A 20483-nucleotide genomic window follows, 5' to 3' on the forward strand; every position below is an offset into this window, starting at 1 on the left:
AACAAAAACAAGACTCCAAGCCTGATCGAGGTCCGTATGGAAAAACAATTGTTAATTTTTTATTTTAAGTTGAAAGATTCAGGCCTTATCAACAGCCACTTTTCCAAGTCATGTTATTCCTAAAAAAAAATATCCACCTGTCCTGATTTGACTCCAAGTCCATTAAAATAAAAACTAACTTTAATCCATCATTTTGACCGAATATGAAGCGATTAGGTATTTTTATTTTTGATGAAGTCGAAGTTTTGGATTTTGCAGGACCATTTGAGGTTTTTTCTGTGGGTTCACAGCTGTCAGATTATTCCCTCCTAGAGGTTTTCACTTTTGGAGCAGATGATTCGCTAATCCGAACAAAAAACGGACTTCAGGTTAAACCTGATTTCGGGATTTCCGAACTATTGAATTTGGATTTTTTGGTACTTCCGGGAGGAGATGGAAGCAAAAAAGTGATACAAAATTCCGACTTATTGTTTGACCTTGAATTGCTGATCCAAAATTCCAGGTGGACAATGAGCGTGTGTTCCGGTTCCAGAATCTTGGCAAAGACGGGGTTTTTGGAGGGAAAACCTTACTGCACCCATCATGAGGTTTTTGAAAGCATGAAAGAGATTGTTCCTGATGGAATACCTAAACCAGAGCTCAGGTTCGTCCAAAGTAATGATAAGATTTGGACAGCAGCCGGCATATCTGCCGGAATAGACTTGTCCTTGTACTTATTGGAGAAAACTTTTGGTGAAGAATTGGCTTTGAAAACCGCCAAGTATATGGAATATCAACCTTATTTGGATTCAAAATGATCGCAAAAACCCCAAATCCCCCTTATTACGCCGTAATCTTCTCCAATCTGAGAACTGAAGTCAGCGAAGGCTATGAAGAAATTGCGGAAGAAATGGTTCGCCTAGCAGAACTGCAGCCCGGGTATCTTGGGCATGAAAGTGTCCGTGACGGGCTGGGAATTACAGTCAGTTATTGGGCAAATCTAGACTCTATAAAAAACTGGAAAGCCAATACAGACCATTTAATAGCTCAAAAATTCGGTCGTGAAAAATGGTATTCAGCCTACAAGACCCGCATTGCATTGGTGGAGCGGGATTATGAATTTGGGATTTGATTTAGGCAGTTATGCCTGCTACAGTTCACTTTTTTTTACCGCAAAGGAAAAAAGAGATAATTTAATCTAGTCTCAATAGGTTTAATCCAGTCGCTTTCGCTCTAATTGAGTTCGCAAAGAGTTCAACTTCAATCCTCAGTTTTTCAAAAAATCTGCGTTCATCAGCGGCTTTTTCTGCATCAGTCTGCGGGATATTTTTCAAGGAAGAAAGAGTTCAAATTCTATTTTTCTCTATTCTCTTCTGTGGAAAAAACCCTTACATTCTCAGAACCTATGGTAAAAAAAATTTAGAATCAAAGACCCCGATTCTCAACCCTAGAACTATTTTTCTTTTTCTTTCAATAGTAATAAAGAATTCTACTCCTTCTTAAGCTCAGTAGCCAGCATTTTCACACGGTCTTTGATATTCATTTGGGAGACATCCAAGTCATCCGAAGTAGCTTTCAGAAAGTCCTTCACCGCTCCGGTATGATCGGTTGATTTACCTTCTGCCAATGTTACATATCGCATAGTTGACCAAAGTATTGTTTTCAATTGTGTTTTGGAATCATCTGTCATGTAATATTCCACCACGATTGTATTGTGATTATGCCAAAGAATCCGACTCATGATCCGCACCCACTCTCCCACCATAGCAGGTTTTACATAGCTGATGTTGTGATTGTAGACAACCCAAGCAGCCTTGTATGTTTTGATCAGATCTATGATCTCCAAACCATACAGCTTTGGAACCTGATCTTCCCTAGCGTTGAAGAAATAGTCAAAATACTTCGCGTTGTTGAGGTGACGAAGCGGGTCACAATCCTGAAATCGAATGACCACTCGACTTTCAGTTTCAGTTGGATAGTGTTTCTCTGGATTGTAGTCAAACATGGCTTAAAGTTGATTGCTGGTTAAAACTGTAATTCCCGCTGCCTCCATTTCGGCAATCGCTAAATTTCCGTCCTCAGGTTTAAGGTTTACCGCTCTGGTGGCATCTGAAATTAAAAACGTCTCAAAACCGAGGCTTTTAGCATCCAAAGCAGTGAATTTCACACAGTAATCCAATGCCAAACCGCAAACAAAGACCCTCCTAATTCCAATACTTTTTAGGAAATCCCCTAGTCCCGTATCTCCCCTTCTGGCATTGTCAAAGAAACCCGAATAAGAATCCACTTCCGGGTTTTTCCCTTTCTGGAACACAGCCATCCATTGACTCCGATTCAGTTTCGGGTGAAAATCCGCTCCTGAGCTCCCCTGTACGCAATGTACCGGCCAGAGAATCTGTGTCAATCCGGCCAATTCGATGAATTCAAAAGGTTTTCTTCCGGGATGATTTGCAGCAAAACTACCATGATCCGACGGATGAAAATCCTGGGTGGCGATGACATGCCGGAACTTTTTCTGCATGTCATTGATCAGCGGGACCACTTGGTCTCCTTCGCTGACAGCTAAAGCCCCGCCCGGAATGAAGTCATTTTGTACATCTACGATCAGCAGTACCGAATCGTCATTAATCCATTCCATTATCAAATTTTTTAGCTTTCAAAACCAATTCCATGCGCAAATGATGCAAATTCTCTTCCAATCCTACCGGATATAAGTGGGGATTTACCAGGCGTTTATGCGTTTTGTCCAAGGACTCCAATTGCTCCGCAGCACGATTTCGGACGGCATCTAAAGTCGGTAGATCATAGACTTTCTCTCCTTTTTTAAAAATTGGTTTCAGCAATACCTCTTCTTGATAATAGACCGGCATCAGTCGCTTTCTCCGAGTCGCATCGATGGGGTCAATAATCACAACACTTTTAGGATCAATATCTTGATCTTCCAAGTAGATCATATCAGCAATGGCTTTTCCTTTGGTGAAATACCGCTTTACATTGTGAACACCAGGAATATTGATTTTGAGCAATTGCTGCGACACTTTTACTTTTGGATCCCATGTACCGTCAGCCATTCGGATTGCCGAAAGCTTATAAACCGCACCAAGTGCAGGCTGATCATAGGCTGTCACCAATTTTGTTCCTACTCCCCATACGTTGATGTCGGCTTCCTGAGATTTAAGCGAGGCAATAATATGTTCATCCAGGTCATTTGAAGCGATGATTTTGGCATCCGGAAAGCCAGCCTCATCCAGCAGTTGTCTTGCCTTGGTACTGAAATAAGCCAAGTCACCCGAGTCGATTCGGATTCCGACCATTTCTTTTCCTTTGCTGCGCAAAATCTCCCCGACCTTGATCGCATTCTTAACACCATTCAGTGTGTCATAGGTATCCACCAAGAATACACACTGATCCGGAAAGGCATCTGCATAGGCCACAAAAGCTTCCAGCTCCGTCTCAAAAGAAATAATCCAGCTATGCGCATGCGTGCCGGCAACAGGAATTCCAAACAGCTTTCCCGCCATCACATTCGAGGTGGAAGTACATCCACCGATATACGCTGCACGGCTTGCCGCCAAAGCGCCGTCAATTCCCTGTGCTCTTCTCAAACCAAATTCCAATACCGGTTCACCCTGCGCAGCAATATTGATACGGGCGGCTTTGGTGGCAATCAGGGTTTGGAAATTGATGATGTTCAAAAGTGGTGTTTCCAATAACTGACATTGAATTAAAGGGCCCCTTACACGAATCAAAGGAGCGTTTGGAAAAACCACGGTTCCCTCCTCGACTGCGTCGATGTCACAGGTGAATGCTAGATTTTTCAGATACTCCAGAAAGGCCTGCTCAAACACAGGACTTTTATCCTTGTTTTTCATCCCCGCCAAGTATTCCAGATCTCCCTTTTCGAATTTGAAATTTTTGCAAAAATCAACAACATAATCCAGCCCGGCAGCCAGCGTGAAACCACCCTGAAAAGGGTGCTTGCGAAAGAAAAGATTGAAAACTGCCTCCTGCTCTCCTTTCCCTGACTTCCAATAGGCATAGGCCATCGTAAGTTGATAAAAGTCAGTCAGCAACACGAGGTTACTTTGATAAAGGTCTTTGGTGATTTTCATGAAGGGAAAATAATTACGAAAATAAAGGTAAGGTGATCTGCTTATCTGAGCAAGAAAACGGTATTTTGGTAATGGATCTCATTTTTTTTAATTAGTTAGAAAAAGATTGCACTGTTTTTGAACGTTGTGGAAATACAACCAATTAACTATTATGAAAACTAAACAAAAAATTTACGCAATGGTCTTTGCGCTATCAGGAGCGCTTTTTGCATCCTGCTCTGAAGATTCAGATCTCGATATTATTGGAGAAGGCGATGTACGGATTGGAATGGGAGTAAAACTCAAAAATAGCGGTGTCGCTGGAGCAAGAATTTTGAATGCGGGTTTGGTTGTGCAAAGCGGCTTTATTCAGATTAAAAAAATTGAGCTGGAGACCGAAGGAGTTGATGAAAACGGAAATAAGTTTGAAAAAGAATTCGAACTCAAGTTCAAAGAAATCAAAAAAATCGATTTCAATAGGTTTGATTCAGAAGTAGATTTTTTTATCAATATTCCTTCGGGAAATTATGAAGAAATTGAATTTAAAATTGACTTGATTGATAATAGAAAAGAGCCGAGTATTCAATTGGACGGAACTTACACTTATCAAGACGGAAGAACTGTCCCAATGAGATTTCAGGTTTTTGGAGATGATGACGATGATTTTGATTTTGAAGTAGAATTAGAGGCAGATGATGACGATTTGTTTTTCCTAAATGGAGTTAACAATCCCCTAGCCCTTTTTCAGATAGATGCCAAAGGTTGGTTTACAAAAGTGGGATCTTTTGAACTTGAAACTGCAGATCTCACTGATGGTGTCCTTTTAATCAACAAGGATAAAAACAAATCAATCTATAGAAAAGTAGAAACAAGAATTAAAGATTCTACCGACATTGAACTGAAGCTTAATTAAATATTATGTATGTCCGCTTTCTTGCCAGTAGCAAAATAAAATAAGGTTTGAAGTTCCAAAAAACGAGCTGTGGACTGTTGACAGTCGTCTGTGGTCGATTATCCGCAACTTTATATAGCCTAATCTTTCTTACTGGCAGGATTGCGGATAATCAAATTAAATATTCTAGGCAAATCACTTAAAAGCTGACTTCTACCAGGGTCAGCTTTTTTTTGACAACCAATTAAAATTCTTAATGAGTGGTTATTTCACTCTCAAATTCAACAAAATCCCCACCAATACCAAAGCCATTCCGATATAGGAAGCAAATGGAAAGGTCTCACCAAACAGAAAAAAGCCGAAAATGAGGGCATAAAGCACACTCATGTAGCTTATACTTGAAACTCGCGCAAGATTTCCGGTCTGATAAGCCACAGTCATAAAATACTGGGCACTTTGTGTACAGAACCCTATCCACAGCAATATTACCCAGTCCCAGACCTCTGGCATTACCCAATCGAAATACATAATGATTGAGGCGATGGGCAAGGTGACCAAGGGGAAATAAAACACGATAACCAGCGGGTGCTCGGAAGTCTTGAGCTTACGGATCATATTGTAGGCAAGCCCAGCCGAAAGTCCGGAAACAATGCCCATCCCAGCACTCAGGGGATCAATTCTCGGATCCACACCTTGGATAATCAAGACTCCTGCAAAAGCCATGGCAAAATATAGAAATTGAATCGGTCTAACTTTTTCCTTGAGAATGAAAACTCCCAAGATTGTGGTGAAAATTGGAGACAAATACTGCATCGTCACCGCACTTGCCAAAGGAATCCGCTGTAACGTATAGAAAAAAAGGATTAAACTGATTGATCCGACAATTCCACGGATTATCAGACTTCCTTTATTGTTTCCAAAAACCGAAATCCCTTTGTTGCTTAGTACAACAAATGTGAAAATTAAACTAAAAATAGACCGAAACCAGACTATCTCAATTGCAGGAATGTGAGGGATGAACTTCACTGAGACATTCATCATTGCAAAGAAAATTCCTGCTAAAAGCATGGACTGTACACTGGTAATTTTCAACGCTATCTTTTTTGTGTAAGTTTTTTTCCAAAGCTAATCCTTAAAAAAAATAGTTCAAGACAACAAAAGAATCTTTGGATTAAACCAATCGTGCCGGAACGGAGTTAAGATGGAAATTACTATTATGGCACTGAGCCTTGGCGAAAAAGCACCTGATTTTACACTTCCTTCCACTTCCAATAAAAAGATTACTCTTTCCAAAGACTTGGAAGGAAAAGTTGTGATCCTCTATTTTTATCCTAAGGATTTCACAGGGGTTTGCACTGCAGAAGCATGTGAATTCAGAGATCAATTTGAAGCTTTTAGAGCGTTGGATATTCCGGTTTTTGGTATCAGTCGGGACGATATAGCCACCCACGAAAAATTTAAGAAAGCCCATCGGCTTCCCTTTGATTTACTTTCTGATGAAAAAGGAAAAGTCTGCAAAGCCTACGACGCCTTGATTCCTTTAATCAAAATGCCAAAGCGTATTACTTACTTATTGGATCAAGACCATAAGATTTCGGGAGTCTTTTCCGATATGTTTGAATCCAAAGGCCATATCGAAAGCGTGCTCAAAAAATTGAAAAAGCAATTAATCTGACACGATAAATCCATCCTTCATCACAACTTTTCGATCTGCCATCCCGGCCAAGTCTTCATTGTGCGTGACGATGACAAAAGCCTGTCTCAATTCATCCCGAAGCTTGAAAAAAAGCTCATGAAGTCCTTTGGCATTTGCGGTGTCCAGATTTCCACTGGGTTCGTCTGCAAATACTACCGAAGGGTTATTTATCAAAGCTCTTGCCACAGCCACACGCTGCTGTTCACCCCCGGAAAGTGTGGATGGTTTATGGTCAAGCCGGTGACTGATTCCCAGGATTTCGGAAAGTTCACCGGATTTTTTTAGTAACTCCGACTCTTGGGTTCCTTTAATAAATCCGGGAATTTGAATGTTTTCTTGCGCAGTGAACTCTGGTAAAAGGTTGTGAAACTGGAAAATAAACCCAATTTGGCTGTTTCTGAAATCGGCTAAATTGTCGCCTTTTAGAGACAGAAGGTTCATCCCATTCATAGTGAGCATTCCTTTTTCAGGTTGGTCCAAAGTCCCAAGAATGTGCAATAGGGTGCTTTTCCCCGCACCGGAAGAACCTACGATGGAAACTATTTCCGAGGTAGAAATTTCAAGATCGACGCCTTTCAATACGTGAAGGCTTCCGTAGGATTTATGGATCCCTTTGGCAATCAGCATAGTAATTTTTTTTGAGTTTTTAAAAGTAAAACAAATCCCTCAATTACAGGAATTAAAGGTTTTTCATCTGAAAAATTGAAAAAAACCGGCTTGATTTATCCATCTGCCCGCCTTATCTTCGTGCAAAATTTTAATCGGATGAAATGTCCACGAGAAAACCTCCGCTTAAAGGAGATTACTATTTTGGACTTTCTATGTGACCTTGATAAAAAAATCTTACACACATGAATATTCACGAATATCAGGCTAAAGAAGTATTAAAAGGTTACGGAGTAAAAATTCAGGAGGGATATGTAGCAGATTCTCCTGAGGCCGCCCACGAAGCTGCAGTAAAACTCAATGCTCAAACCGGTACTTCCTGGTATGTGATCAAAGCACAGATTCACGCAGGTGGAAGAGGAAAAGGTGAAGTAAAAGAAACCGGTTCCAGAGGTGTCGTACTTGCCAAGAAATTGGATGATGTGAAAGAAAAAGCAGCCGCAATTCTTGGCGGTACTTTAGTCACTATCCAAACTGGCGCTGAAGGTAAAAAAGTAAATAAGGTCTTGGTCGCTGAGGATGTGTATTATCCAGGAGCTTCAGAACCAAAAGAATATTACATGTCCATCCTTTTGGACAGAGCTACAGGATCAAATGTGATCATGGCTTCTACCGAAGGCGGAATGGACATTGAAGAAGTAGCTGAAAATCATCCTGAAAAAATCATTAAAGAATGGATCGACCCGAAGGTCGGACTTCAGGGATTTCAAGCAAGAAAAGTTGCTTTCAAATTGGGGCTTTCAGGTAACGCATTCAAAGAAATGGTGAAATTCATCACTTCACTATACAATGCCTATATCGGAACAGACGCCTCTCAGTTTGAGATTAACCCTGTGCTTAAAACTTCCGATGATAAAATTTTGGCGGTAGATGCAAAGGTTAACATCGATGACAATGCACTTTATCGTCAGCCAAAATTGGCGGAATTACGGGATTTGGCTGAAGAAGATCCTTTGGAAGTAGAAGCCGCTAAATCAGGACTTAACTATGTCAAACTTGACGGAAACGTAGGTTGCATGGTGAATGGCGCAGGCCTGGCAATGGCCACCATGGATATGATCAAGCTTTCAGGTGGTGATCCTGCCAACTTCCTCGATGTGGGAGGAGGAGCAAACGCAACTACTGTTGAGGCAGGTTTCAGAATCATCCTTCAGGATCCAAACGTCAAGGCGATTTTGATCAACGTGTTCGGTGGAATCGTTCGTTGTGACAGAATTGCAAACGGTGTGGTAGAAGCTTACAAATCAATCGGTGACATTAAAATCCCAATTATCGTAAGACTTCAGGGGACAAATGCGGAAGAAGGTGCTAAGATCATTGACGAGTCAGGATTGAAAGTGCAGTCAGCCATTACATTGAAAGAAGCTGCCGAGAAAGTACAGGCTGTACTGGAAGGCTAAAAATACTAGTACGCACTCGTAGTTCAACTGGATAGAATATCAGATTTCGGCTCTGAGGGTTGAGGGTTCGAATCCTTCCGAGTGCACAAGCTCAGACAAATGTCTGGGCTTTTTTTCTTCGTAATTGAAAAGCTTGACGACAATAAATTGTTTTGATTTTGATTGAAAAATATCACTCTTTCAGGGTTTTGAAAAAACCTCCATCTAATTTTTCTATAATTTTACCACCCCTTCGGGGTTTATATTGAAAGTATCTACTGAGGAGTCAAAGAATTTCATAACATTATTAAACTCAATTCAGATGACCGAAAAACGTCTGGTCAGCTGGTCAAACCAAGTCGAGTTCATTTTTTCTAAGAAGACCGAAAGCAGATTTTAGAATTTTCCTGCATTTATTTATAATCCTGAAGGGATGAAATAATTGTGAATGACATTTGAGAAATACGATACTAAAACCCCGAAGAGGTGATAGGATTCAATCCATTCATAAGGGTAGTTCAGCTCGAAGGAGATTTCAATTTTTTCAAAAATCAAAATTTATTGAAGATAGACTTAATTGAACAATCTCGCTTGGCAAGATTCGATTATAAAAAACTTGTATCCTTATCTAGTGAATTAAAAAAAAATAGCATTATTCCATGGTATTAAAATAAAAAAGCAGGAGAAAATCTCCTGCCCTTTATTTGAAAACTAAACCAACTATTATTTAACTACCACAATGAATTCAAAAGTAATACAAATCCCTTTAAATCAAAATCCCAAAGAATAATTTGTATTTTTTTTATTTTCATTCCGAAAAATTTCCACTTTTATAAACTAATCCAATATCTAATCCTTGGCTAAATTGGATTTTTTCGTTTTGGTCCAAATCATAAATGGTAAGTACCGCCAATGTTACACTGATTGCATTGGAAACCTTCGCTGCTAAGATCAGATCCAATCGATGGTCGATTGCATTAAAAGCGAGTGTTTCATAATTGGCGTATAGTTGATAGCGCGCTTTGAAGAATATATTTTCAGACAACTGCTTATTTTGGGTTGACCTTCTTACTTACCAATGTAATGTCAAATAATGCCTCTGCCGCACTTTTGGCTCCAATTGCTATAAATATTGCAGCAGGTCTTAATGTAGACGTAGAACCAGGTCGTTTTTAATGGCGGAGAAATTCGCGGCAAGTTTGAGTTTCATGACACCTATGGGTTTTCAGACCAATACAATGATCTATAATCCCGGAAAATACCGATTCACAGATTTTCTAAAGGTAGGCACACCCCTCAACATCCTCTTTTGGATTCTTCCCACTTTTTGAATTCCGATTTTCTTTCCTTTTTAGTTGGGAAATCCTCATCTTTATTTTAACAATTCAATTCACTTAAACCCAAAACCATTTATGAAAACATTTGGAATTGTTTTGATCGTAGTAGGATTAATCATGTTGTTTGTTCCAAGCCTAAATTTTACCACCAGCGAAAAGGTGATTGACGCTGGCCCCATACAGGTGACAGCCGATAAGAAAAATGAAATTGGCTGGCCAACTTATGCCGGTGGAATTGTAGCCGCTGCCGGAGTTATCCTGTTAGTTGCTTCAAAGAAAAGATAAAGGATGCCCAGAGAAAAATTGAGGTGAGTTTCCTCAATAACCGGAACTGAAATCAGTCCCTCCCCAATACATTGGTGAACCAAATTGTTTATTTCATAAAAAAGCCCTCGGAAAATTGATGATGAATTTATCCAGGGCTTTTTTTCAGAAAGAGGACTATTCAACCAACTTCACTTTGAGTACTTCTTCAACATCAACATTGAAAAACTCCTTGTGAACATTAAATTCCAGCTCATCTCCAATCGGGTGTTTGGCGATGTAAGTGCCGTCTTCCTTCATCACATAGGAATTGACGTTATCTTTTAAATTGAAGGAAATAATATTCATCAGCTGCTTTTCCAGCAATGGAGCTTCAATTTTGAAGAGAGATTCCAGTCTTTTATCAAAGCTTCTTACCATCATATCTGCGCTCCCGGAATAAGTCCTTGTGTTTCCGTTGTTATGGAAATGATAAATCCGGCTGTGTTCAAGAAAATCTCCAACCAGGGATAAAACTTCTATGTTTTCGCTCAATCCTACTCTTCTCGGTCTCAAACAACAAATTCCGCGAACGATTAATTTGATGGTGACACCTGATTGAGAAGCTCTATATAAGGCATAAATGATTTCGGAGTCCTCCAGTGAATTCACTTTAATGAAAATTCCTGCTGGCAAACCTTTCCTCGCATTTTCAGCCTCCTGTTCAATAAAGTCGATTAACTGGTTCCGCATATCTCGCGGGGCGGTAATGAGATTTCGGTAGGTACTTGGGGCAGAGTGCCCAGTGATTACATTGAAAAACTCCGAAACATCGTTGGCTAGGGTTTCATTGGTGGTCAATAAGCCAATATCTGTATAAAGCCTCGCAGTATCTTCATTGTAATTTCCAGATCCCAAGTGTACAAACCGTGTTATTTCGGTATCGTCTTTTTTAACTATCAGGAGGAGCTTCGTATGGGTTTTCAAATTTGAAATACCATAAATGACAAAGCATCCTGCCTTTTGTAATTTTTTAGCTTCTCGGATGTTGTTTTCTTCATCAAATCGGGCTTTCACTTCGAAAAGTACCGATACGTGCTTTCCATTTTCGGCAGCTTTCAGGAGTGTCTTGGTAATTCTGCTATCCTTGGCCAATCGGTAGATGGTCATTTTAATGGCCATTACATCAGGATCATCCGCTGCATTTTCAATTAGATCCAAAATCGAATCAATGTTATTATAGGGATGATGAAGTAGAATGTCTTTCTCTTTGAGTATTTCAAAAATATCAGCTTTCCCCTCTTCCGGATAAGAAAGAGGTTTTACGGGTTCTGGAATTTGAGGGAGCCTGTCTCGAAATCGCTTATTTCCAACGATCTGCCATAAGCCTGTAAAATCTATCATACTGGATCGACTAACCATATAAACTGAATCCGACTTGAGATTCCATCTTTCCAGAAGGGAGTTTAACATCCATTTTGAGTACCCTTCTTCAATCTCGATTCGAACCACCCTACCGGTCTTCCGCTCCATCAATTTACGCTTCACTTCTTCAAGGAAGTTGGCGTCCATATCCTCACTTTCCTCCAGCGTGAAATCTCCGTTTCGAGTAATTCGGAAAAGACTGATAGATTCAATCTCTACATTTCTAAAAAGCGAAATGACGTTTTCCCTAATCACCTCCTCTATAGGAATAAGTAAAAGTGAGTTTTCACGCTCAATCTCAAAAAACCGAGGAATATTTGCCGGAATCTGCACAAAACTCATTTTGCGCATGTCCTTGCGCTCGCCTGGACTTGTAGTGACCACTCCAAAAACGAGGAGCTTATTCATCAAGATCGGAAATGTACGGTAGCCATCATAAACCATCGGCGTAAGCATAGGATAGATTGCCTTGAGAAAATACTGCTTTACTATTTCCTGTTCGTTTTCATACAATTTGGAAACATTGTAAAGGGAAATCCCCTCCTGATGCAATTCCGGGAGAATTACTTTGGTGAAATGCTCATGTTGGTCAAAGTGATACCGCTGACAATCCTTCATGAGCTTCTCCTTAAATGGATCTTCTCTAAGACCTGAATAGTCAACCCGCTCTTTTTCGTAGTCTAAATAGTTGTACAAAGAGCCCACCCTGATCATAAAAAATTCATCCAAGTTGGAGGCAGTGATTGCTAAGAACTTCAGCTTTTCAAATATGCTTCGACCGACCTTTTTAGACTGATCCAATACTCGCTCATTGAACTTAATCCAACTTAAATCTCTGCTGACAAGATCACTTTTTTGGATTGTGGATTCATATTTATCTCCAATTGCCAATTTCATGTGTTTATAATTTGTTTTTTAGCTGTCACATGGAATGCCCTTTATAATCATTCCCCTGTGTGATCCCGTACCTACGGGATCATGGGCATTTCATCTGTTTATTAATTTGATTTTTATGGTCAGATGGAATGCCCTGCCACGATAGGTCGGGGCATCCCCCTGTGTGATCCCGTAAATACGAGATCATGGGCATTTCATGTGTTTATAATTTGGTTTTTAATTGCCACATGGAATACCCCCAGATAATCATGCTCCTGTGTGTCGCTCTTTCGAAATGGGTATTTCATGTGTTTATAATTTGGTTTTTAATTGCCACATGGAATACCCCCAGATAATCATGCTCCTGTGTGTCGCTCTTTCGACATGGGTATTTCATGTGTTTATTATTTATTAGTAAAGACCACTCAATTTAACCCCTACCTGCCTAGCGGCCCGGTAAGCCTAGAAGTCACAGGCAGAATAGTGAATTAAGAATCTCGCATCTGCCTTTGCTTAGCAACCACCTCCCTTATGTAGCTTAGTGTCGTGCCTGAGGCAGACCAGCTCAATTTATCTCATTCAATATTCAATAAAAAGACGGCCAAGTCAAATTTTGAATCCTTGAACATTTCGAAAAAGGGGCTTCAAAAGCCCCTTTTTCTTAAGTATCGATTTTGGCGTACTTCGCATTTTTTTCGATGAAGTCTCTGCGAGGGGCTACTTCATCTCCCATGAGCATGCTGAATAAGTGATCTGCCTCCGCGGCTGATTCAATGTTCACCTGTTTGATTGTTCGCACGTTGGGATCCATTGTAGTGGTCCAAAGCTGCTCAGGGTTCATTTCACCAAGTCCCTTGTAACGTTGAATTCCTACACTATCTATCTTTCCGTCTTTCGCCATATCAGCCGTCATAAGCTTTCGCTCCTCCTCTGTCCAGCAATAGCGTTCATCTTTTCCACGCTTCAAAAGGTAAAGCGGTGGCAAGGCTATATAAACGTAGCCATTTTCGATAAGTGCCCTCATGTATCGGAAGAACAAGGTCAAAATCAAGGTTCGGATGTGAGATCCGTCAATATCCGCATCCGTCATGATGATAATTTTATGATACCGCAGACCGGTCATATCCAATTCCTTGTCATCATTTGCAGTACCTAGCTTTACACCCAGAGCAGTAAGAATGTTTTTGATTTCCTCGTTGTCATAGATTTTGTGCTCGTGTGCTTTTTCAACGTTTAAGATTTTACCTTTTAATGGTAAAATGGCCTGAAAATCACGATCCCTACCTTGCTTGGCAGATCCACCGGCAGAGTCCCCTTCGACTAGATACAATTCACAAACAGTAGGATCGGAATTTGCACAATCGGCAAGCTTACCCGGAAGTCCTCCGCCTCCAAGAACATTTTTACGCTGAACCATTTCACGGGCCTTTCGAGCAGCGTGTCGTGCCTGAGCGGCAAGAATTACCTTGCCAACAATAATTTTTGCTTCTTTGGGATGCTCTTCCAGCCAGCTTTGAAGTGTTTCGGACACCGCACTGTCTACTGCTCCGATAACATCGGAATTCCCAAGCTTTGTCTTGGTCTGGCCCTCAAACTGGGGTTCTTGGACTTTCACCGAGATCACGGCAGTCAAACCTTCACGAAAATCATCCCCAGAAACCTCAAGTTTTAACTTGTCAAGCATGCCGGATTTGTCGGCATAAGACTTTAATGTTCTAGTCAAAGCCCTTCTAAAACCGGTTACGTGGGATCCTCCTTCGTATGTATTGATAGTATTGACATAAGAAACCACGTTTTCACTGTATGAACTATTATAGTTCATTGCTACCTGAACGGGTACTCCGTTTTGGTCCGATTCTATGTAAATTGGATGATCGATTATTTTCTCGCGTGTTTCGTCCAGGTACTGAACAAACTCAACCAATCCACCTTCGGAGAAAAATTCATCCCGTTTAGGAGTTCCATCCTCTATTTCTCTGAGGTCTGTTAAAGTGATTCTGATTCCTGCATTCAGGAATGACATTTCCCTGAGACGATTTGCAATGGTTTCGTACTTGAATTCGGTGATCACAAAAATGCTTGCATCCGGCTTGAAATGGATGGTTGTTCCTCTTTTATCCGTCGGCCCAATTTGCCTGGCAGGATATTGAGGCACACCAATCTTAAACTCCTGCTCGAAAATCACTCCATTACGATAAACAGTTGCTTTAAGATCACTGGAAAGTGCATTGACGCAGGAGACACCAACACCATGCAGACCACCAGAAACTTTATACGTATCCTTGTCAAATTTCCCACCGGCATGCAATACAGTCAAGACAACCTCAAGTGCTGACTTTTTCTCTTTGTGGTGCATATCAGTAGGTATGCCACGACCATTGTCCTCTACTGTGACAGAATTATCTTCGTGAACAGTGACATGAATTGTATCACAATGTCCTGCAAGAGCCTCATCAATGGAGTTATCAACCACTTCCCAAATCAAGTGATGCAGGCCTTTGACACCAATATCACCAATATACATTGCAGGTCTCTTTCGAACTGCTTCCAAGCCTTCTAATACCTGGATATTATCTGCTGAATAATCAGCAGAATTCTTCGCTTTTTCTTCACTCATATTTTTTGGAGAAAAGCCTCAAAATGGGCTTAAAAAGGTGATTTTTTGTTCAAAATTATTAGATGCAATATAGGTAAAAAAAGTCGGTTTGAAGCAGGTTTGGTGTCACTAAAAATCGTAACAGGGATTTTCAACAGAATCATGAATCGACAGAACAATATTTTGTTTCTGTAATAATATTAAAATTTTTCTTTCTTTTTTGTCTCAGTTTTTATGCAGTTGAAACTTGAAATTTAACTGTTCATTATGTTTTGTTTAATTATACATATCATTTGTTAAACAAAAATCAAACCGAGGTTCTTTTAATACGGCTAAAGCGCTCGGATTGGTAATCTGCTTGGTTTTTATGTTTCTTCCAGAAAGCAATTCACTTGTTCAATTTGCTCTTTTTGGAGTAATTCTTCTTTCCATAGGTATTCCCCATGGTGTAATTGATCACTTAATATCCAACCCGAAAATTGACAGAAAGGGATTGGGAAGGTTTTTGCTGATTTATTTGACTTTAATAGCTGCCTATCTATCGATTTGGTATTTCCTTCCTAAACTGGCTTTGCTCGCTTTTTTAGTGATGTCTGCATACCATTTTGGACAATCCCACTTCATCTCGGAAAACCCTCCCAAACAATATTCATGGCTTCTCTTTACCACTCGCGGAGGTTTCTTCCTTTTTGCTATTCTATTTGGTGATTGGGAAGCAACCAAATTGATCCTCTCGCCTCTTGTCAATTTGGAATATCTGGCTCAATCCAAGAGTTTTATATTAGTTGCATTTCTCTTAACTACCCTGCTATTTCAAGAAATATCCGGTTGCAAATTTCAGCAAAGACACATTTTGGAAATCGGAGTTTTGGGGCCCATTCTCTTCTATAGCCCATTGCTCATAGGATTTGTGGTTTACTTTGGGTTTTGGCATGCATTGCCAAGTATGATTACAGAATACAAGTTTTTGCGTGGGTTCAAAGCTTACAACACAGTCAAAAAATTTGGAATACAACTTCTTCCATTTTCAATTATCAGTTTCATAGGTATTGGCCTAATCTTATTTTTTGGCTTAAAATTTCTCGAAAAGAATGAATTGATTCTACTTTTCTTTGTGATGATCTCCCTGATTTCATTTCCCCATATCCTTTACATGGATAGCTTTTTGAAAAAATTAAATCAAAATTGACCTGTACTCAACATCACTAAGTTGCAGGCAGTCAGCACTTCAATTCCGGCTTCGGAAGCTTTCTTGAAAAATTCAGGGTTTTCTGTACCCGGATTAAAAATAATTCGTTTTGGATGCAGGCCGATCAGGTAGTCAATCCACTCCGTCTGATTGGCCGGGCCGATATACAACGTGATGGTATGGACATTCTTCAAATCAGGCCTGGCATTTAAATCAAGGATTTCCTTTCCAAAAAGCTCCCCTTTTTTGATTCCTATGGGTATAAATTCGAGGTTTTTTTCAAGAAACAGTTGAGCTGCAGAAAATGCATAGCGGGAAGGATTTGTGGTAGCACCAACTACCAAAGTCAACCTTGAATCCATCTTACTGCCTTTCAAAAATACGGTCTCGTACAAACGTATCCATGTGACGGTGCTTTTTACTTTCGTAGATATCGGCTAGGGTAATCATTATTCCGGTTTCCTCTACTTCGCCAAACTCATCATTCAAGGCAGTACCGAAAGTTCTCATGGTCGGTGATAAGTTCATATAGGTATTGATCAAAGGAGGGATGTTCTCACCCAAGGATCTTATTTTCCCATTCAGGTATTTATACCCATCCTTATAGTCTAGGTTTTCAAAAGGGTTTGGCAGCAATTCAATCCCAGTCTCATAGGTTAACCTTAGATTCATTTTAGGCAATACAAGTGAATCATTATCAGGGAAATAGTGATTCATAAAATACAACAAAAGGTCACGCCCTTCCCGATTGTAATGTGGATACATAGTCACTTTGCCGAAGAGATATTTGACATCCGGATTGAGTAAAACCACAGCCCCTAATCCATCCCAGAGATTATCCAAACTAAAGATACCTTTTCGATTATCCAGACTCGGCTGATATTGTGGCTGGACAAAAGAGCGCCCTAATTCTAAAGTATAAGGGATATAATCCTTGATAAATTTTTCGGAAAAGTCGAATAAATGAGTCGTAGACAAATTAATTGAACCATCAGGCTGTATTGCATTTTTGCACATAATCACGCGATATCCTGCTACGATTTCTTCATCCTCGGGATTCCAGGTAATCAGCTGATCATAGCAATTTTCGCAAATATCATTGTCATCCAAATCCACTTCCTTTCCGGTTCCACCGCCGGCTGCACGAAATGTTAACTCCCGCAATCGGCCAATTTCTTGAACCACATTTGGAGCATTGTGATGATTGACCAAATAGACTAGGTTATCTCCATTGTTTGTATAGCGGAGGAATCGCTCACCCGTTAACTCGCATTTGAGCAGGTTGCGATCCACCGCAGAAATAATCGGCATTACTTTAGTCATTCGCCTCCTCAAGTTTGTAAACCAGATCTTTCATATATTCAGCCCATTGGACATCACTTTTCTCAGAATTAAAATATTGGTAAGAAACGGGATTACCTACTTTGATCACCACTTTCTTCCCTCTTTTCTTATACATTTCGTCTACCAGCCAAAACATTTCAATGTTTGCTGATACGCCGATTTTTTTTCTCCAGTGAGCAAGATTGTAAAAAAACTCAGAATTCCTTCCTCCGATGTGACAGGGCAGTACATTCAACTGATATTTTTTTGCCTTCGAAATAAAGCTTTTCTTCCATTTTAAATCTTGAACCTTACCTTCTTGTTTTCTTGAAACCAGTCCGGCCGGAAATATCAATACCGGATGATTGTTGGCATAGGCTTCCTCAATCCTCAAATTCGCATTCAGTGAGTTTTTACCCAAGGTATTTACCGGAACGAAAATCGGCTGAAAATTATCAAAACTCATGAGCAAATCATTAACAAGAAAGCGGATGTCAGTCCTGATTTTTCCTATTGCATACATCAGTGCGATTCCATCCATTCCCCCCAAAGGATGGTTTGCAGCAAGTATGAACCCACCTGTTTTAGGAATGTTTTCCTCTCCTATCAATTCAACCTCTATTTCAAATTCCTCGATTAACGCATTGACAAAATCAATTCCTTTCAGCTGAAGATGCTTGGTCAATACAGAATTAAGCCAAGCTTCATGCGTGACTTTTTTAATATAATTCAATAAAAACCCTGGCATCCATTTGAGAAGCTTGGGGTTTTTAGAGTGAATGGCCTTTTCGATATCGATAAATTTCTTTGACATGGGGTCAAAAAATTGTGCTTTCAATTGAAATTCGAAGCAAAAATTAATTTTTTCACAACGTATTATTTCAAAAGTACAAAAATAAAATCTTCCATTTTCCTACTATAAAGGGACTAAAACTAGATTCCTGAAAACCAAGAGCCTAGATTTTCAGTAGTCTAGGTAAACTACAGATATGATAAATTTAATAGTGACAGGCAGCACTTCCGGTATTGGATGGGAGACATTAAAAGCATTACTGCCAGAATGCAAAATGGCACTCCTGCCTGTCAGGAATCTAGAAAAAGCCAAAAAAATGATTGATGGCTTACCCGGTAAAGAAAAGATCAGACTTATATCGATGGACTTGAGCGAAATGAGCAGCGTAAAAGCAGGCGCTAAAGAAATTCTTCAATTCACTGACCAAGTAGATGTGTTGATCAATAATGCAGGGGGAATGTTTCCCGCAAAAAAACTCACATCTGAAGGTCTGGACATGACCTTTGCCACCAATCATCTTGGACACTTTTTGTTAACGCAAGAGCTTCTCCCTGCATTGGAAAAAGGCAAGGCCAAAATCATCAATGTAAGTTCAGAGGCCCACCGAATTTCCGGAGATCCAAGCGGGGATTTCGGTCTGAAAAAATCCGCAAATACCATCACTGCCTACGGAAAAGTAAAACTTTATAATATATTGTTTTCCAACGAACTGAAAACCAGATTTGAAAGTAAAGGAATAAGTGCATTCTCCTTGCATCCCGGGGCAGTCCGAACAGCTTTTGGATCTGAAACTTCGGCCCTTACAAAAGGCCTCATCCGTCTCACTCAGCTGTTTTTCATCAGCCCCAAAGCAGGTGCTGAAACGACAATCTTTTTAGCGAAAACTACGAAGGAAAATCTCCGAAATGGAAGTTATTATGTTCGCAGAAAACCAAAATCTCCATCTTCATTTGGACTGAGTCGCGATCTATCATACAGCCTGTGGGAATACAGTGAAGAAATCCTGTCTGCTTTGAAGTCATGAATTCGCTTATCAAAATCTTGGATAGCGCTAGGTGAACGATGGTCGCTTCGGTCAAAAAACCTAAATTGCGGCAATGAAAGAAACCATCCTCTCACTTTGCCCCGGCCCATGGTCTGATTATGAACTGATCGATACAGGGGGCTTCGAAAAACTGGAACGCTTCGGGAATTTTATCCTCAGCCGACCCGAACCACAGGCAATTTGGGACAAAAGTTTGCCTGAATCTGAATGGCGAAAACTTGCTCATGCCCATTTTGCAAAGGAAAAAAACAATCCAGAAAAGGGCCAATGGCAACAGATCAAACCCATGCCGCATAATTGGTCCATTGAATATGAAAATGGAGATGGATTGAAAATGACGCTAAATCTGGCTCAAACGTCCTTTAAGCACATCGGGCTCTTTCCCGAACAGGCAGTAAATTGGGATTATCTATTTCAAAAAATCAAGTCCTTCCCAAATCAAAAACCTAAGGTATTAAACCTATTCGCCTACACCGGCGCTGCAAGTGTGGCCTGTCGTGCCGCTGGTGCGGAGGTTACCCATCTGGATTCGGTGAAGCAGGTAGTCACTTGGTCCAAACACAATATGGAATCCTCCGGTCTGGAGGGGATCCGCTGGATGGTGGATGACGCGATGAAATTCATCAAGCGAGAGGCACGAAGAGGAAATGTCTATCAGGGTATAATCCTTGATCCACCAGCCTACGGGCGCGGTCCTGAAGGAGAAAAGTGGATTTTAGAAGAGCAAATCAATGAAATGCTCAAAACCTGCGCTGAAATTCTGGATCCGAAAAACCACTTTCTCTTGCTAAACATGTACTCTTTGAGTTTCTCTTCATTGATCGCAGCCAACCTCATCCGCTCCAACTTCGGTGAAGTCCAAAATCCGGAACAAGGTGAACTTTACCTCGAAGAAAAACAGGGCAAAAAGCTCCCTTTGGGTATTTTCTTTCGATTCTCAAGTTTTTGATTTG

21 protein-coding genes and 1 tRNA gene are annotated in these 20483 nt (G+C 40.4%); 11 read left to right on the top strand and 11 right to left on the bottom strand.

All coding sequences use genetic code 11. The annotated features are described in order from the left end of the window. Positions 1-203: 203 nt before the first annotated feature. The gene (locus BLQ81_RS03730) at positions 204-797 is read left to right on the top strand and encodes a DJ-1/PfpI family protein (RefSeq protein WP_092728622.1); all 594 of its coding nucleotides are present in this window, start codon (positions 204-206) and stop codon (positions 795-797) included. Continuing rightward, complete coding sequence (locus BLQ81_RS03735) at positions 794-1111, top strand: antibiotic biosynthesis monooxygenase family protein (protein ID WP_092728623.1); 318 nt, start codon at positions 794-796, stop codon at positions 1109-1111. Before BLQ81_RS03730 ends, BLQ81_RS03735 begins: the two co-directional genes overlap by 4 nt. Before the next feature lie 357 nt (positions 1112-1468). Here BLQ81_RS03735 and BLQ81_RS03740 read toward each other — a convergent pair whose 3' ends face one another. The 3 genes from BLQ81_RS03740 to BLQ81_RS03750 are packed head-to-tail and all read right to left on the bottom strand — an operon-like array spanning position 1469 to position 4091. Then, positions 1469-1984, bottom strand: a complete 516-nt coding sequence (locus BLQ81_RS03740; RefSeq protein WP_092728624.1) for an acyl-CoA thioesterase — start codon at positions 1982-1984, stop codon at positions 1469-1471. A 3-nt stretch (positions 1985-1987) separates the two neighbouring features. Further along, entirely contained in the window at positions 1988-2617 is a 630-nt protein-coding gene (pncA, locus tag BLQ81_RS03745; protein ID WP_092728625.1) for a bifunctional nicotinamidase/pyrazinamidase, read from the bottom strand. Then, positions 2604-4091, bottom strand: a complete 1488-nt coding sequence (locus tag BLQ81_RS03750) for a nicotinate phosphoribosyltransferase (protein WP_092728626.1) — start codon at positions 4089-4091, stop codon at positions 2604-2606. Before BLQ81_RS03750 ends, pncA begins: the two co-directional genes overlap by 14 nt. Positions 4092-4242: 151 nt before the next feature. Between BLQ81_RS03750 and BLQ81_RS03755 the strand changes: the two genes are divergently transcribed. Beyond that, on the top strand, positions 4243-4983 hold the full coding sequence (locus BLQ81_RS03755; protein WP_245693164.1) for a hypothetical protein: 741 nt from the start codon (positions 4243-4245) through the stop codon (positions 4981-4983). Positions 4984-5226: 243 nt separating this feature from the next. Here the strand turns inward: BLQ81_RS03755 and BLQ81_RS03760 are convergent, their stop codons facing one another. After that, entirely contained in the window at positions 5227-6030 is an 804-nt protein-coding gene (locus BLQ81_RS03760; protein WP_092728789.1) for a DMT family transporter, read from the bottom strand. A gap of 148 nt (positions 6031-6178) precedes the next feature. Between BLQ81_RS03760 and BLQ81_RS03765 the strand changes: the two genes are divergently transcribed. Then, complete coding sequence (locus tag BLQ81_RS03765) at positions 6179-6637, top strand: peroxiredoxin (RefSeq protein ID WP_092728790.1); 459 nt, start codon at positions 6179-6181, stop codon at positions 6635-6637. On the opposite strand, the gene BLQ81_RS03770 is transcribed toward BLQ81_RS03765, so the two are convergent. Continuing rightward, positions 6629-7285 carry an ABC transporter ATP-binding protein gene (locus BLQ81_RS03770; protein ID WP_092728627.1) on the bottom strand — a complete coding sequence of 219 codons (657 nt, stop codon included), beginning with the start codon at positions 7283-7285 and terminating at the stop codon, positions 6629-6631. The two genes, BLQ81_RS03765 and BLQ81_RS03770, sit on opposite strands and share 9 nt — an antisense overlap. A 224-nt stretch (positions 7286-7509) precedes the next feature. Here BLQ81_RS03770 and sucC point away from each other — a divergent pair, with 224 nt between their 5' ends. Together sucC and BLQ81_RS03780 are read left to right on the top strand one after the other, a co-directional pair. After that, positions 7510-8724: an ADP-forming succinate--CoA ligase subunit beta gene (gene sucC, locus BLQ81_RS03775; RefSeq protein ID WP_092728628.1), complete on the top strand. Its 1215-nt coding sequence runs from the start codon at positions 7510-7512 to the stop codon at positions 8722-8724. Between the two features lie 12 nt (positions 8725-8736). Continuing rightward, positions 8737-8810: transfer RNA gene (locus BLQ81_RS03780), tRNA-Arg, on the top strand. Between the two features lie 701 nt (positions 8811-9511). Here BLQ81_RS03780 and BLQ81_RS03785 read toward each other — a convergent pair. Then, the gene (locus BLQ81_RS03785; protein ID WP_092728629.1) at positions 9512-9748 is read right to left on the bottom strand and encodes a hypothetical protein; all 237 of its coding nucleotides are present in this window, start codon (positions 9746-9748) and stop codon (positions 9512-9514) included. 130 nt (positions 9749-9878) lie between these two features. Here BLQ81_RS03785 and BLQ81_RS23010 point away from each other — a divergent pair, with 130 nt between their 5' ends. Beyond that, a complete protein-coding gene (locus BLQ81_RS23010; protein ID WP_317042015.1) occupies positions 9879-10034 on the top strand; it encodes a hypothetical protein in 156 nt (51 codons plus the stop codon). An 81-nt stretch (positions 10035-10115) separates the two neighbouring features. Further along, complete coding sequence (locus BLQ81_RS03795; RefSeq protein ID WP_092728630.1) at positions 10116-10325, top strand: hypothetical protein; 210 nt, start codon at positions 10116-10118, stop codon at positions 10323-10325. A gap of 156 nt (positions 10326-10481) precedes the next feature. Here BLQ81_RS03795 and ppk1 read toward each other — a convergent pair whose 3' ends face one another. Both ppk1 and gyrB read right to left on the bottom strand, forming a co-directional pair. Then, positions 10482-12605 carry a polyphosphate kinase 1 gene (gene ppk1 / locus BLQ81_RS03800; protein WP_092728631.1) on the bottom strand — a complete coding sequence of 708 codons (2124 nt, stop codon included), beginning with the start codon at positions 12603-12605 and terminating at the stop codon, positions 10482-10484. Between the two features lie 640 nt (positions 12606-13245). After that, positions 13246-15201 carry a DNA topoisomerase (ATP-hydrolyzing) subunit B gene (gene gyrB, locus BLQ81_RS03805; RefSeq protein ID WP_092728632.1) on the bottom strand — a complete coding sequence of 652 codons (1956 nt, stop codon included), beginning with the start codon at positions 15199-15201 and terminating at the stop codon, positions 13246-13248. A 346-nt stretch (positions 15202-15547) separates the two neighbouring features. On the opposite strand from gyrB, the gene BLQ81_RS03810 reads away from it, so the two are divergent. Beyond that, the gene (locus BLQ81_RS03810) at positions 15548-16369 is read left to right on the top strand and encodes a Brp/Blh family beta-carotene 15,15'-dioxygenase (RefSeq protein WP_092728633.1); all 822 of its coding nucleotides are present in this window, start codon (positions 15548-15550) and stop codon (positions 16367-16369) included. Here BLQ81_RS03810 and BLQ81_RS03815 read toward each other — a convergent pair. The 3 genes from BLQ81_RS03815 to BLQ81_RS03825 are packed head-to-tail and all read right to left on the bottom strand — an operon-like array spanning position 16360 to position 18506. Continuing rightward, positions 16360-16731, bottom strand: coding sequence for a CoA-binding protein (locus BLQ81_RS03815; protein WP_092728634.1), 372 nt, complete (start codon positions 16729-16731; stop codon positions 16360-16362). The two genes, BLQ81_RS03810 and BLQ81_RS03815, sit on opposite strands and share 10 nt — an antisense overlap. 1 nt (position 16732) lies before the next feature. Beyond that, positions 16733-17692, bottom strand: coding sequence for a GNAT family N-acetyltransferase (locus BLQ81_RS03820; RefSeq protein WP_092728635.1), 960 nt, complete (start codon positions 17690-17692; stop codon positions 16733-16735). Then, positions 17685-18506 carry a 1-acyl-sn-glycerol-3-phosphate acyltransferase gene (locus BLQ81_RS03825; RefSeq protein WP_092728636.1) on the bottom strand — a complete coding sequence of 274 codons (822 nt, stop codon included), beginning with the start codon at positions 18504-18506 and terminating at the stop codon, positions 17685-17687. Before BLQ81_RS03825 ends, BLQ81_RS03820 begins: the two co-directional genes overlap by 8 nt. Before the next feature lie 175 nt (positions 18507-18681). Between BLQ81_RS03825 and BLQ81_RS03830 the strand changes: the two genes are divergently transcribed. Together BLQ81_RS03830 and BLQ81_RS03835 are read left to right on the top strand one after the other, a co-directional pair. After that, positions 18682-19509, top strand: a complete 828-nt coding sequence (locus BLQ81_RS03830; RefSeq protein WP_092728637.1) for an SDR family NAD(P)-dependent oxidoreductase — start codon at positions 18682-18684, stop codon at positions 19507-19509. Between the two features lie 73 nt (positions 19510-19582). Next, positions 19583-20479 (top strand): class I SAM-dependent methyltransferase, encoded by an 897-nt coding sequence (locus BLQ81_RS03835; protein ID WP_092728638.1) that lies wholly within the window; start codon positions 19583-19585, stop codon positions 20477-20479. Positions 20480-20483: the final 4 nt, after the last annotated feature.

Origin of the sequence: Algoriphagus alkaliphilus (assembly GCF_900103735.1) — a bacterium.
GTDB lineage: Bacteria > Bacteroidota > Bacteroidia > Cytophagales > Cyclobacteriaceae > Algoriphagus > Algoriphagus alkaliphilus.